The 14,128-nt window shown below is 32.8% G+C and carries 14 protein-coding genes and 1 pseudogene; 1 reads left to right on the top strand and 14 read right to left on the bottom strand.

The features are described 5' to 3' along the window. Positions 1-108 precede the first annotated feature (108 nt). The 14 genes and pseudogenes from QQS35_RS03230 to QQS35_RS03165 all read right to left on the bottom strand — a co-directional run bounded on the left by QQS35_RS03230 (position 109) and on the right by QQS35_RS03165 (position 11,912). Positions 109-258 carry a hypothetical protein gene (locus tag QQS35_RS03230; protein ID WP_285930341.1) on the bottom strand — a complete coding sequence of 50 codons (150 nt, stop codon included), beginning with the start codon at positions 256-258 and terminating at the stop codon, positions 109-111. A gap of 262 nt (positions 259-520) precedes the next feature. Continuing rightward, the gene (locus QQS35_RS03225) at positions 521-1,057 is read right to left on the bottom strand and encodes a hypothetical protein (protein WP_285930340.1); all 537 of its coding nucleotides are present in this window, start codon (positions 1,055-1,057) and stop codon (positions 521-523) included. A gap of 200 nt (positions 1,058-1,257) precedes the next feature. Beyond that, a complete protein-coding gene (locus QQS35_RS03220) occupies positions 1,258-1,653 on the bottom strand; it encodes a hypothetical protein (RefSeq protein ID WP_285930338.1) in 396 nt (131 codons plus the stop codon). A 308-nt stretch (positions 1,654-1,961) separates the two neighbouring features. Further along, positions 1,962-2,405 (bottom strand): GNAT family N-acetyltransferase, encoded by a 444-nt coding sequence (locus QQS35_RS03215; protein ID WP_285930337.1) that lies wholly within the window; start codon positions 2,403-2,405, stop codon positions 1,962-1,964. A gap of 89 nt (positions 2,406-2,494) precedes the next feature. Beyond that, positions 2,495-3,043 carry a GNAT family N-acetyltransferase gene (locus QQS35_RS03210; protein WP_285930336.1) on the bottom strand — a complete coding sequence of 183 codons (549 nt, stop codon included), beginning with the start codon at positions 3,041-3,043 and terminating at the stop codon, positions 2,495-2,497. A 155-nt stretch (positions 3,044-3,198) separates the two neighbouring features. Further along, positions 3,199-3,579, bottom strand: coding sequence for a GNAT family N-acetyltransferase (locus tag QQS35_RS03205; protein WP_285930381.1), 381 nt, complete (start codon positions 3,577-3,579; stop codon positions 3,199-3,201). Between the two features lie 240 nt (positions 3,580-3,819). Further along, positions 3,820-4,102, bottom strand: a pseudogene (locus tag QQS35_RS03200) (DUF6176 family protein). A gap of 140 nt (positions 4,103-4,242) precedes the next feature. Beyond that, complete coding sequence (locus tag QQS35_RS03195; protein ID WP_285930335.1) at positions 4,243-4,878, bottom strand: hypothetical protein; 636 nt, start codon at positions 4,876-4,878, stop codon at positions 4,243-4,245. A 528-nt stretch (positions 4,879-5,406) separates the two neighbouring features. Continuing rightward, positions 5,407-6,270 (bottom strand): SDR family oxidoreductase, encoded by an 864-nt coding sequence (locus QQS35_RS03190; RefSeq protein WP_285930334.1) that lies wholly within the window; start codon positions 6,268-6,270, stop codon positions 5,407-5,409. Positions 6,271-6,789: 519 nt separating this feature from the next. Beyond that, complete coding sequence (locus tag QQS35_RS03185; protein ID WP_285930333.1) at positions 6,790-7,209, bottom strand: DUF1801 domain-containing protein; 420 nt, start codon at positions 7,207-7,209, stop codon at positions 6,790-6,792. A gap of 54 nt (positions 7,210-7,263) precedes the next feature. Then, positions 7,264-7,782 carry a GyrI-like domain-containing protein gene (locus tag QQS35_RS03180; RefSeq protein ID WP_285930332.1) on the bottom strand — a complete coding sequence of 173 codons (519 nt, stop codon included), beginning with the start codon at positions 7,780-7,782 and terminating at the stop codon, positions 7,264-7,266. Between the two features lie 64 nt (positions 7,783-7,846). Beyond that, positions 7,847-8,800 carry a helix-turn-helix transcriptional regulator gene (locus tag QQS35_RS03175; protein WP_285930331.1) on the bottom strand — a complete coding sequence of 318 codons (954 nt, stop codon included), beginning with the start codon at positions 8,798-8,800 and terminating at the stop codon, positions 7,847-7,849. 627 nt (positions 8,801-9,427) lie between these two features. Further along, complete coding sequence (locus QQS35_RS03170; RefSeq protein ID WP_285930330.1) at positions 9,428-9,664, bottom strand: DUF2316 family protein; 237 nt, start codon at positions 9,662-9,664, stop codon at positions 9,428-9,430. A gap of 463 nt (positions 9,665-10,127) precedes the next feature. After that, positions 10,128-11,912, bottom strand: coding sequence for a glycoside hydrolase family 43 protein (locus QQS35_RS03165; RefSeq protein ID WP_285930329.1), 1,785 nt, complete (start codon positions 11,910-11,912; stop codon positions 10,128-10,130). Between the two features lie 816 nt (positions 11,913-12,728). Between QQS35_RS03165 and QQS35_RS03160 the strand changes: the two genes are divergently transcribed. Next, positions 12,729-13,955, top strand: a complete 1,227-nt coding sequence (locus QQS35_RS03160) for a PAS domain-containing protein (RefSeq protein WP_285930328.1) — start codon at positions 12,729-12,731, stop codon at positions 13,953-13,955. Positions 13,956-14,128: the final 173 nt, after the last annotated feature.

The following is a 14,128-nucleotide window of genomic DNA, read 5'->3' as shown; positions in this document are numbered from 1 at the left end:
TTATACTTTTAGTACAATCTATTACATTCTATTTTATATGAGAAGGTTTTAACTGTTCAAAATGTAACAATCAGATATATCTTAATTAACATCTTACATTTAATTGTTTCACTGATCTTTTTTATTAAATCTACGTTTACTAAAAAATGCTGCAAGAAACATGAAAAATAAAGAAAGTAAAAGTCCAGTAGCTCCTTTATCAAAATAAATAAATAAAGGAATAGACACAGCTGCAAGAATAAACATCAATTTCATCATTGAACATCACCTCATCGTCAAATCTAATAATATATTATCACGGTAATTTCTTGCTTAATCATTAAGTATTCAGTTGCGAAAGTTTAAGCATTATTCTTCACAAACTCTTTATTTATATAAAATAAAATTACAGACCAAATCATATGCATTAATTCTTTCAATTAGTATGCTATTTCGTATACTTCTCCACCGAAACCGAACTACTTAGTCATAATCAACGATTTTTTTGTTGACTTCATACACCTTTCGTATTACTTCTTCACTATTGATTAATAGCATAGTATATTTTCAATATCTTCTTTTGAATATCAACGTACTTTTCATATGCAGTGAAGAATTCATCGATATCACTTATAGCGTAAAATTCAATTTTGAATAGTTCATTAGCAAGATATATTAAATCCTGTTTAATTTTTTCATTCTCGATTAAATCTGCTGCTTGGTCTAACGCAAAAGGTTTACCCGCTAAAACCATAACAAGTTCGCTTTGGCTATTATTTTCGTTGTTTTTCTGAAATAACGATGAAAGTTCATCATTGCTCCCAGCAAAAAAAGCGTTGATATTTTCAGGTTCTGGAATATCTGCTTTTCCTACAGGACTTACTGATTTTGCAGCTTTTCGAATTAAATCTAATGCATCTTGGGTTGGTTGATCAATGGGGTTATTAAAGTAGTTTTTATAGATATCTATTTCGATCACTATGTCAATTTCGTCATACTTTGAATCTTTTTCACTATCAGTTTCATCATTTACAGAATCGTTTTCTTTATTATTTTCTAACTCAATTGATTCCTCCACTGATTCTTCATCCGTCATTACATTTATAGCAATTAAAAAGAATAGAAATACAATTAGTACAATGAAAATTTGTTTTTTAATAATACCCCTCCTATTTTAATTAACCTACTTGGTGCTACTGTTTTTCTTGAAGTAACGCTCCCTTATGTTGAAGACATGAATTCAAGGGAATAATCGTAAAATGGTTTCACATATGAAAATCATTCTTTTAGACTCATATTTTCATCATTATCATCCCATTTTATAGAAACATCTACCGATTGATCAGCGTTAAATGAACTGCCATTACTTCCACTACGATGAGTAAACGATTTTTTCTGAGGAGGTTCTCCATTAAAATCAATTTCCGTTTCCTCACTAGATGTAGCAGTCTTGTATGAATACTCTAACCTGCTTATATCAGCCAACTGTGTTAATTCACCTTTGTAGTTAACAACAAAATATTTTGATATATTATCATTTTCCTGTACAGTCACTTTTAACTTTGCTTCCCAATGATCACTTTCACCCTCTAAAACATATATTTCACGTTCGGAACAACTTATTAATAGGAGAGCTATAAAAATTAATGCATCTCCTACATAAATTTTCTTCATAAAATTCTCCCTTTTCTTCCTGTCTAACCGGTTTGAAATCATCTAACTATATAGGAAACGACATATAAAAACGCCTTAACGTTTTGAAGAACCGACCTCGAGGTTTCTTGAAGTAGATTTTCATCTAAGGTTTTTGTTAGAATAACTGTTTGTATATATATCTGAAATATTAATTATAATTTATACGTTTAAATTTATTTAAGGAATGATTATCTACTGACATAGGATCATGATTCTAACTCTTTCGATACACTTAATAAAACTCCTTATTGTTCAACTAAAGTACCCGTTAGTGAAATAAACTTCATTTATAAATTCTTCTTTAGAATTAACCTATTATCATTTATTTGATAACCATTCTTTTTATAAAATGCTTCTGCAACCCCACCAATAGAAGTTATTAAATACAAACTTTTAGTATTTCTACTTTTTAATTCAAGCTCCAATAATTTTAACAGTTTTGTTCCATAACCCTTTCCTTGAACTTGATTACTTATACAAAGTTCTGCTAAATAATATGTTGACTCTTGGTAGGATTTTTTGTTGTTTCCTGCAATAAAACCAATTAAATTATCCTCAATATATAGTGAAAAGCCAAGGAATTTAGGTGTATTGATTAAATCTAAAAGTCTTTCTTTCGCAACTTCAAAACTCCAAGTTTCCTTCCACGGCTCACTATTGAAAACTTGCATGTACAATTCGATACATTGTTCCAATTTATTAATTGTCATAATTTCAATTCTTTCAGTCACTAACAACCTCTCCTTTTTAACAATTATCATCTAACCTCACAAAGTTTCTAGTTGAAGTAAAGCTCCCGTTAGTGCAATAAACTAAAATATTAATTATTTTTATCCCAATCACTTCTTAACAGGCTAAAAGTAACTAAATCAACAAAGTGATCGTATAGCCATTGTCCATCACGTTTAATTCCTTCTTCTTCAAATCCTAATCTTTTGGGGATAGAGATACTTTTTAAATTATTTGTTGCACACTGAATTTCAATTCTATGTAGATTCATTTCTCCAAAAAGATAATTCACTAATGATTTAACACTGTTGGTAATAATACCTTTACCTTGAGCATCTTCGGATAAAAAGTATCCTATACTTGTCGCTCTATTTTTCCAATCAATATAATGCAGTCCAATCATACCAACCAATTTTCCATTATATCTAATACCTGCATCAAACCCATCATTATTCGCATAATTAGTTATCCATATTGGTATGATTGATTCAAAATCCTCTGCTGATTTTCTTTTATCTACCCAAAGTAACCATTTTCGTAAGTGTTCTCTATTTGAATTGATTAATCTATACAATTCCTCTTTATGATGTTGTTGTAATATCTCAATTACTATTTGATCGTTAACTTTATATGAAAACATTTCAATAATCCCCCAATTTTTTTATTCGACCGCCCTTTATTTCAAAAATATATTTAATAACACCATTTTAACATTATTTACCTTTATTTATTGTATAAATCAATAGCGTTTCCTCGTTATTGAAGAAACGCATCCTTTAGTTCATAACCTATTCTTTATTTTCTGTGCATAACAAATTGAGACTTACTAAAATTAAAGTTATTTTTCTCGTAAAAAGTGATTAAATCCTTTTCACAAAACAAACTAATAATATCAATATGTGAAAGTTCGTCTAGCAGTCGTGAAACAAGGTTTTTCCCTATACCTGTTTTTTGGAATTCTTTATGTATTACAACATCCTCAATATAAGCCCTAAACATTCCGTCTGTAACAGATCTTGCAAAGCCTATAAGAACGTCATTTTTCCACACACCAACTGAAACTACTCGCTGTAACATATGCTCAATATCTTGTTCTTTTCTTTCTCCCCACCACCCTGCATCATGATAAAGTGTCATTAGTTCAGTAGCTTTAATTGTTCTTTCAGTAAAACTCATAATTTCGACATTCACAATACCACTCCTATTTACTTTTTTCAAGATTTTACCAAGCGTATTATATAGGACTTCATAAATATTACTGCTGCGTTACTTTAAATACAAAGGTTCACATATCATAAAGTGTTATCTTAAGATAAAATTCCATTTAGACTTTTTAATTTCCAATAAAAAAAGATCATCAATTTTGACGACCTTCTTGTTAAATTCTTGCACCCGTTTAGTTGAAGATCCTCTTGCTTATCCCATTACATTACGAATGGTATCTGGTATCATAACTACTTTTGTCTCTAAGTCAACGTGTGGAGTTTCTTCATCAATACATTCATACCAGTATTCAAGATGTTTCTTATCTACCTTCGTGGTGCGACTCCTCCACATTATTTCCGCCTTCACCTTGGACTGAAAACCAGTATAGATACTCATTTTCTGCATCCTTCTCTCGAAAAATGGACTCTATATACATTTTTTCATCTTTTAAAGTTAAGAGTACCTGTTCCATATGCTGATTTAAAAAATTCATCCATTCGTCAACAATTTCTGTTTTACCCTTTTTAACTTTAAATTTAGATAACTCAACATTTATTGCCACAAATTCAAATCCTTTCTTCATAAGCCTTCTTCAAGTATTCTGCTAAGTTAGTGGAATAAGGTTGCAATTCCTTATTCAAGGAAAGCACCCGTTAGTGCAATAACATTGTTTATCAATTCAGCTATTTTCTTAAATACTAAAGAATATGTTGCCTTTATGTGCTCTTCTGTCTTTTCTTCATTATATAAACCAAATCCTAACCTCTCTGCTCTTTCCGAATTTTGTGGTTTATATACCCCATGTATATAGGGTAATCCAGGTTCCCAATCCCAAGAATTGCTATACTCAATATCTTCCACAGATGTGAAAGGGATAAGACTTTTAGTTGCGGGGAAAAAATATGGAGTAGTAGATTTCAAGTAAATAGTTGCATATTGACTTTCAGAAGCCTCTGAAAATTTCTCTTTCATAATAAAGACTGCATCATAAGAATTAACTTTCTGTTTAGACAATTCATCAAAAGATATTTCTTTAAACTCAACCTGTTCTTCTCTAACTTTTGGTAATTCTCCAATCACAGCAATTTTTAATGATTTACCGTTATATAAATCAAATTCTGTATCCGAGGAATTATTTAAAGGAATTGATACTTTATTATCTTCAGAATTACTTTCATTTAGCTCCTTGGTTATCTCGCTATTATCCTTATTTTTGCATCCTACTATAGAAAAAAGAATTAAGATAAGAATAATAAATAGCTTTTTCAAAATACAATCCTCCTAACAACCTTAATTTGGACGCACACAAATCCAATTATGCTTATTCAAAATAACTGCGTCTTTACTTTAAGATCACAAATTCACATTTTATTTTAACATAAAATTCCAATGATTCTTAAAACTATTCAAAACAAAAAATCGCCAATAGTATATGACGATTCTTTGTTTTACTAAAGCATCCGTTTAAGTTAAATTCATCACAAATTGTAAATCAAACTATACTAGCATCATCGAATATCTGATAAATATAATAAACAATCTGATTTAATTTATTTAAAGGTGGTGTTGCTTATGTTAGAAGAAAAAACAATCAAAAAAAAGAAAATATGAATGTTTAAGTAAATGGCTAAAATGACTGGTGAACGGGCTAGAATTGATGTAAAACTAAACACACTTATATCGCATATGAAAAAGACGGTAAACTTGTAAAGGAATTTCCTAATGGTGATATTGTTCCTCTTAAAAAAGATGGTGAATCTTAATGCACAACCACCATGTTGGAGTATAGGGGAAATACTAACTAACACTTTCAAAATAAGAATTCAAACTAATTTCACCATATGATTTAGCAACAATATCATTAGTCATTACATAAAAGAAAAACAGCAAGAGGTTGTATTGTTTCTCGTTAATAATTTTTAGAAATGGAAAGATAACTTTAACTGCCCATTTAGGAATACCTGTTATTTTTGGTTTTTTATTTACTACATTTAATGCTAATTCAGCTATTTCATAATATGTATAAACCTCTGGTCCTCCAATATGAAGAGATGTATTTTCTTTAGAGAATGATGAAATACAATACTCTGCTAAGTCAGAACCATGAATAGGGTTCATTTTATTCAAACCTTCACCAAATAAGAAAATTCTTCCTTTTTTCGCCATTGTTAATAACTCAGTCATATCGGAATAATATCCTGTTGGATTTATGATGACATGAGATATAACGCTCCGTTTTAGTTCATCAACAAATTTCTGCTTTGCTTTAACTAATGTAGAGTTACAATTTTCGGCTGCATGTACGTTAATATACATAAATCTTTGAACTCTGCTTCGCTCGGCTTCTTTCAGCAAATTAAGGTTTCCGTTGTAATCAACATCCATAAATGTCAGTTTATCTTTTTGTCTTGTAATACCTACTGAAGAAAAAACATAATCAACTTCATTACAAACATTCTTTATTGTATGTGGCTCAGTAACATCTCCAACTATAACTTCATCAACAAATTTATAAATAATAGGAGAACAAAAAGGTCCTTCTTGCTTTAACTTTTCCTGTGACCTCACTAAAACTTTTACATAATAACCATTTTGTTTTAATTTTTTTACAATATGTCGTCCAAGATAACCTGTGGCACCCGCTACTAAAACACGCTTCATAAAATAACCACCTATCTTTTTGAATAATTTTATTTAGGTTTATCTTTTTTCTAAAATATTCTGCTCTTTTCTTCAACAAGGAACGGTAGTCCCTTTATGAAAGTATTGCACCCTTTAGCACAAGAGACGACTATCCTAACTGAATTATCGACGTTCCTTGGATTAGATTTTCACCTATTACTTTCACGTGATTTTGTTTTAGTGAAAAGACCTGAAATGAATGTGATAATTCCACCTACTAATATAATAAAGTAAAAGAAAATCAACGTAGCCGTTCCCTCTAATCCTTTAATCACCTTGATTTCATGAAACAAAGGTAACAATGGAGGATACGTTAAAACCGATAATATTAGGACACTTCCAGTTATTATCCTATTTTTCTTATTCCTTGTAGTTAGGTATAAAGATAAACATACAATTACAAGTGCTAATATTATAAAAATCGCTAATGTCATTTTAGAAAACCTGCCTCTAATAGAACAAGGGGAAGGTTCTTTTAAAGAACAATCCCCTTGTATCTTACATCCCAAGCATTGGCAGATGCTTTCGAGTATGGTAAGTGAGCGCCAATGAAATGCAATGTCTTAATTCATTTAGCGGGATTTCATCCTTTTCAGAAAATAAAATTGCTCTATTCCCTTCAAAATTGAACAAATTTGGATAAACCTCTTTAAATGTATCAACTAGATTTGTATTACAAATAAAGTAAATAGCGTATTGATCTGGTTTTGACGGTTTCCAGCCTATTCTAATTGTACTCCCTTTTTTTGCACTATAACCAGGCTCTCCCCATTTTAGAGCTTCTTCCACTTTACCCACTTCAGCAGTCTCTATTGCCGTATCGAGGATTAATTGACGAAGTTTCAATAGATTCGTCTGAATGCCTACTGGATACCGTTCGAATACTTCCTGCACCTTGCTATTTTCAATTGCACTCATATTGATCATTCCTTTTAAAAAATAACAAACCATAGTGAGCCAATTGCATGAAAGTTACTTGATCGAAATATATATTTCTGCTTGTCCATCCTCTGGGTTAATATCTTTACCGTAATATTCAAAATCCGCATGGAATGCTCGGTTAATATCTGGTTGTTTAGACCATTGCCAAATACTAGCCCAAGCACGTTGTACCACTTCAATAATTGGTCCCCGTTCTGTGACAAATACAGCATATGTTGCAGCAGGAACAGTAACTGTATTTGTAACATCATTTTGCATTTTTGATTCTTCGTTTACACGTACGCCAACCATTATTTCATACTGACCTGTATCTTCCTGTTCATAGTTGAAGTAACAGCTATAATGACCATATTCCTGAATATTGACACCAAGCTTCTCTCCAATACTTTGAGAATAGAACTGTTCAAATAATTTACCAATCTTGCCATCCTTGCTTAATTCGGCCTCGTTCGTTGTTGTGGCAATAATTCCCGCTAACGTGAAAGAGGGTAATTCCTCCATGCGGGTTGGCTGAATTGGTTTCAAATCAATGTTACTTTTTTGTTTCATCCTTGATCATTCTCCTTATAATAGAATGAACCAAGTATAAAACAATAAACCTGACAACTGACTGTCATGTTACTTTATCATTTTTATATTTTTTTACAATTTGTTCCGCACGATTAGCAATGATCCCCCGTAAATGCTTGGGTTCAAGCACCTCTACATGGTGTCCCAAGCTTAGAATGAAGCTATACAGCCATTCATCTTCTGGAAATGCTTTTTTCACTAGCCAACCATCATCCTCATCTGGCAAGAGCTCTTCCATACCAAACCATTCCTCTGCTAAATGACGAGCTTCCTCTTTAAATCGTAAGACTATTTCTGGTACCTTAGCATCATTTAAATTACTTCTACTTTCGAATAGCTCATGAGTGGGAGATTCTCTACGAATGAAGTGTTTGTCTTGGTCTAGATCTAATTCTTTCATTCTTTTTAGTTTAAAAAGTCGAAAGTCTTTCTTCTCAAGGCAGTAAGCTTTTATATACCACTGCCTTCCTTTGAGAATAAGCATATGTGGTTCTACGATTCTCTCAGAAATTTCACCTTCTGCATTCGAATAGGTGAAGCTCACTAAGACACAGCTATCTATAGCTTCGTCTAATAGCTGTAGCTTTGAACGTAGACGGTCCATGCCATCCCAGGGAGAGTAATCAATTAGTATTCGATTTGTTTTTTGTTGAAAATCTTCTGTATGTGCTGGCAGTACAACACTATTTATTTTGTCCACTAGTCGTTGATGTTTCTCTTTGCCATAGGAAGTGGAGATACTTCGAAGGGCGCTAACGATAGACGCAAGCTCGTCATTAGTTAAAATATTCCGATCTAAACGATAGCCTTCCGACAATCCAATGCCTCCATTTGTCCCTTGATACGTAACGATTGGGATACCAGCTGCATTAATTGCGTCAATATCTCTGTAAATTGTCCGGGTTGATACTTCAAACTGCTCTGCCAATTCTTTAGCCTGTATCATACGACGATTCAGCAATAAAATTATGATCGATAGAAGTCTTTCTAGCTTCACATTAGGTAACCTCCATTTTAGTTGGTATAAAAAGTAATCTACCTCTTTGGGGAAAGAAGAGAAGTCTTAACATATTGAGATATGAGTATTGTAATATCCTAGAAGAGTAAAGCTTAATAATTTTTATAGTAAAAAAAATAGAAGTTTATTTTTTGATACTATTTAGTGTAATGTAACCTGGAAAATAATTCTATATAAATATTACTTTTTTAAAAGGAGGCTCTACTAGCGTTTCATGTGGATTTAAGAAATATAGCTGGACTCTTTATACTTTGACCTAAGTTCAAAAATTAACATATCAGCAATAATGTTAACATGAAATTACAATCAACCAGCTCAGTAAGTGAAAGTCAACATAGCAAATTAACATAGTAATCAGCACGTTGACTTAGCTATTGTCGATTTATTTCTTTGCTAAATATTCAATAACCGTTTATATATAGGGACAAAATAGGAGACCAAATCATATACGATTTGGTCTCCTAATTAGTATGATACTCAATCACCATGGAAAAAGACCTACCAGGTGAAAACTGTTCAAATGCAGGTTCCTAAACCGACAAAAATTAAGTTATTGCCACTGTTTCTCCTATTTTGCTTCAACTTTTAAATCCTAAATAAGTGGTATTATTCAGAATAAGAAGAAGGTTCCTTTCCTTGCTCTCTTAACTTCTCCACTAAATAATTACGCAGTTGTTCAATTGCGTGTTCATCAGAGGTAGGACCAAGTTTTATCGTCTCTTCGAATTGTTCATGACTGAAAGCTAGATCAGCTTGAATCACTTCTGGTGTCAGACCCGAAAGCTTGAAATTGTCTCTGAGTTCTTTCCCCACATGGTTTTGTTGTTCAGGATTAAAGCTCATTTAGTTCACCTCCAAATTTAAGTCATTTTCATTTTTCCCTGATATTATTTTCTTACTACAATTCGTTTCATTTTCGAGCAGGTTCCCTCTTAAAAGGAGGATATTATTACATTCAACTTTGATACGCATAAAAAAGGACCAGGGCGTGTTCGGCCCCGGTCTCTTGAAGGAAGGATGAAATACTTTGGTGAGTTACTTTAAACATCCTGTAGTATTGTCCATCGTTAACACCTCATTTAAAAGGATTCACTAATGGGTATCTACATTCACTTGTTTGTCGATCACCAACACCTCATTTGCATGAAGATTGTGATTCTAACCTTAACTGTTCATCGCTAAAGTTCATCCAAGTTTATTTTCACCAACACCTCATTTATTTCTTTTTTCCTTCCAACAATAGTATTATGTGCTTTTTTTATCATCTTATTCTTGAAAATTATAAAAGCACCGTACCCTTCTCCGTTTAATTACGAGCTTTTCTTCTTCTTACAATAAACAGACTAAACCCAATAATTAAGATCAACGATATTCCAACTATTAACCAGATATATTGGCTTATTGCATTATTTGATTCTTCTGTACTTGCATCATGACTACCCCAGGCAACAACACCCTGATCTGACATTGCACTGAAGGTCATTACCCACTTTTCTGCGGTTGGATCATATTGACGAATAAATACCCCGTCATATGTTTCATCCTCGACAGTTAGCTCGACTCGATAATCATCATAAAGCTCCCAAGTACCAATTACACTACCAGAAACTGTCTTATCTTTGTTTAATGTTATCGACGATGACTCAATTAGCTCGCCATTAATTTCTTTTCCGTGATTGATATATTTGTAATCTCCACGCACATCCTTATCTGAAACCTTCTCAATTGTTTCACCTACATAGTGATATGGTGTAGGTACTGGCCACGCATCACTATTTTTAAATGTTTGATGTACACGAACTTCATGCATTTCTCCTTGTTCTGGAAAACGTGTATGGCTCACGATAAACTCTTTTCCAAGTTCATCATCTTGTAGATAAGAGTTATGACCAGGCGCCATATAACCTGTACCTATCTCAGAACCTCCCTCTTCAGGGTTGTTTTTAAATAAGAAATTCCCCATCAATTTGTTACCAATATCTTTATGATCGTCTAAATCAGGAAAATTCCCCACTCCTATATCAAAGGTTTCAGGAAAAACAGCTTCATTTCCTGATGCATCCACATAAGGTCCTTTGATGTTCTCAGATCTAAACTGTCTCATTTGGTAACCGCCATCAGAAAATAGTCCGCCGTAAGTAATATACAGATAGAAATACTCCGTTTCTTCATCATATACAGCATACGTTCCCTCACCAGATCTACCATATCCGCCAGCAATCTTCGTACCAAAATACTTATCGATCATTCTGCCGTCTTCGGTTGTCCCATCTTCTCCAGGGTATATTGGTGTTCCTGTTTCTTTATCTAATTCCAAGATAAATGTACCACCCGACCAAGAACCGTATGTCATATAAAGATCGCCATTCTCATCATAGAGGATGTTTGCATCAATGGCATTTGTATACAATGCATTATTATATGCACCACTTGATGTAAACCAGTCTTCGTTAACATCATCAAATACACCTTCATCAATTAAGTCTGGTATATTTGTATTCTCCCAATGCTTATTAACATCACTGTTGTTATCATAAGCTTCTTCGTCATGGAAACCAGAATATATGATGGTATCTGTGTAGTTAAATGGTCCTTCTATATTCTTCGATACAGCAATACCAATCGCTGAACGAATGTATGTAGAAGATACACTATAATACATCATATAAGCACCTGTTGAGCCATCTTCCCAAACGTAATCCTTATTCCAGAAGATATCTGGTGCCCATACTGCAAAGCCTCCACTGCTATCTGCATCATCTTCTCCAGCCCACTCAAATGACTCTGCCAGGTTCTCAGATAAGTTTCCGTAAATCGGGTTATCTTCAGGTGATTGATATTCTCTTTCTACAATAGAATTCCAATGAATTAAATCTGTTGATTTTGCTGCAGTAACATGTGAACCATATACGTAATACGTACCATCATTCGCTTTAATAATAGATGGATCATGAACAGAAACACGTTCAAATTCTATTGGTTCAGAATCGCTATCCTCTGCACTAACTTTCTGATCATTAAACAATGCACTAGGCACTAATAAAATTATAGAAAGCAAAACAATCGAACTTTTTTTCATTAAACTTTTCACTATTTATCTTCCCTTCTCGTTGTTTTTGATACCGCATACAAAATAGCAACTTCCATTACCTATTGTTTACTGATAAGGAATGTATAATTTCACCTAAATATAAATTAGTGTTTGGAAATGCAAGTGCTATATAGATATCTAAAGGCTTTTTTCAAATTCTTTTGTTCCCTTATCAAACATGTACTTATAAGTAGCAAACGTTTACATTTAAAATTAAAAATGACTACTTAAAGTAATAATAATATAAAATGAACACATTAACAATAAAAATCCTTATAATGACGGATTTTTTTTCATAACCAAAATTAATTTTTAGCTGTGGTTTAACACTCATGCTAACCATTATGAATATATTTGTTCCAAAAAAATAACTTCACACCATTTAATTATCTAACTTTTATAATTGTACGTACATGATATTGTATGAATTTTTTCTGTGTTTAGTTGATGCTTGATACCTCTCAGAAAAAAGGTTTCAGGCACTACTTATGAAAAAAAGTATGAACTTTTCCTCCACTGGATTTCCAGTCAACTGCTTTATGGCACATACTAAGGAAACACAGGGCCGCTTCTCTCGTTCCACTTTTGTGAAAAAAAGCCATTTCCGTGTTTTTCTATTCACCTGTATGTAATAACTAATGGTTTCTTAATGTTCCAATTAACAAAGAGTACTTGTGTCCTACATCACAACCTCACTCTCTCTTATAAAGTAAAATGAGCTTATTATAGAAAGTTCTATCAAAATGAATGCAATACCATTTGTTCAATAATTAACAGCATCGCATTCTTCCAAACAAAATCAAAACGAGGTGAAAAATGATGAGAGCACATTCAGATGTTAAAATCATCCATACAATAAAAGGTTTAATACTTCAAATACATCAGAACGATTCAGAAGAAAATATCCAAGAAAGCTTTGAGCAGCATGTTCGGAACTTGGACACGTTGGATATTTTGTTGATTTTACAAGAACTAAAATTTGATGCCAATGAATTTACAAATAAGGATATAAAGAAATTTTTTGACTTATATCAAAACCTATACGGCCAATCAATTCTAAACATTCATGTTCCCGATTGTGAACATCCAAGTCATCCTATTCACATTTTCAAAAAAGAAAATCAGTTATTTGAAAGCTTATTAGCTCGAATTAATAGCCTTATAAAAGCCATTGATACAGATCCAAAACACTCGACAGATCAACTGCTTCATGAAATGAAGCAATTAGGTCTATTTTACAGGCATTACAATCGTAAAGAAAAACTCTTTTTTCCGATACTGGAGCGTTATGGCGTATTCACCCTTCCTCGAACGATGTGGGCAGATGATGATCATATTCGGACGTTATATAAAGGTGCCTATCGAATAATGGAGAAAATCCCGGACATAGACTACAAATACGTTAAACATGCTTATCATGACTTGGAACGTGCATGCAAAGACATGATTTTTGAAGAAGTGTATGCTTTATTACCGATTGCACAGTCTATGTTTAAAGAAGCAGACTGGGTTGCGATTACAAAGGAAAGTAAAGCATTTGGGCATGCAGTAAATATACCGGAAGCAGATTGGATTCCTAAAGACAAGTATCCTCAAGCAACAGAAAATAAAACCGAATCAAGCCATACGGAACATTTACGATTTGGTGGAGGTTACTTAACCATCAAAGAAGCCAACCATATTCTGAACAATATACCACTGGAATTAACGTTTGTTGATAAAAATGGCATCTTTAAATATTTTAATGAAGTAATAGAATCATCCGAGATGATGTTTATACGCACACCCACTTCGATTGGACGAAATGTAGCAAGGTGCCACCCACCTAAGAGTATGGGGAAAGTCATGCAAATCATACGTGACCTGAAGACGAGGAAACGAGAATTAGAAACGATGTGGTTCAAAAAGAAAGATCAATACATTCATATTACGTACAAAGGTTTGTTCGATGAAAACGAGGAGTTCCTAGGAATCTTAGAATATGTTCAAGATATCCAGCCTTTTCTTGACCTACCGCGTGATGTGAAAAGAGAGTTAAGTTAACAGACAAATCGATTACACAAAATATACCCTGTACGATTAATGGACCTTAGTCATGTAAAAGTACAGGGTGTATTTTTTAAAGAGAAATAGTCATATCCTATTTGGTCAAGTAAAACGGGATTTTGTCAACACCTGTTGAAGTGTCAAGTGGGACATTATAAGTGTGAGAGATT

Origin of the sequence: Aquibacillus rhizosphaerae (assembly GCF_030282825.1) — a bacterium.
GTDB lineage: Bacteria > Bacillota > Bacilli > Bacillales > Amphibacillaceae > Aquibacillus_C > Aquibacillus_C rhizosphaerae.
Note: the sequence above shows the minus strand (reverse complement) of the source record. Positions and strands in the feature narration are given on the sequence as shown.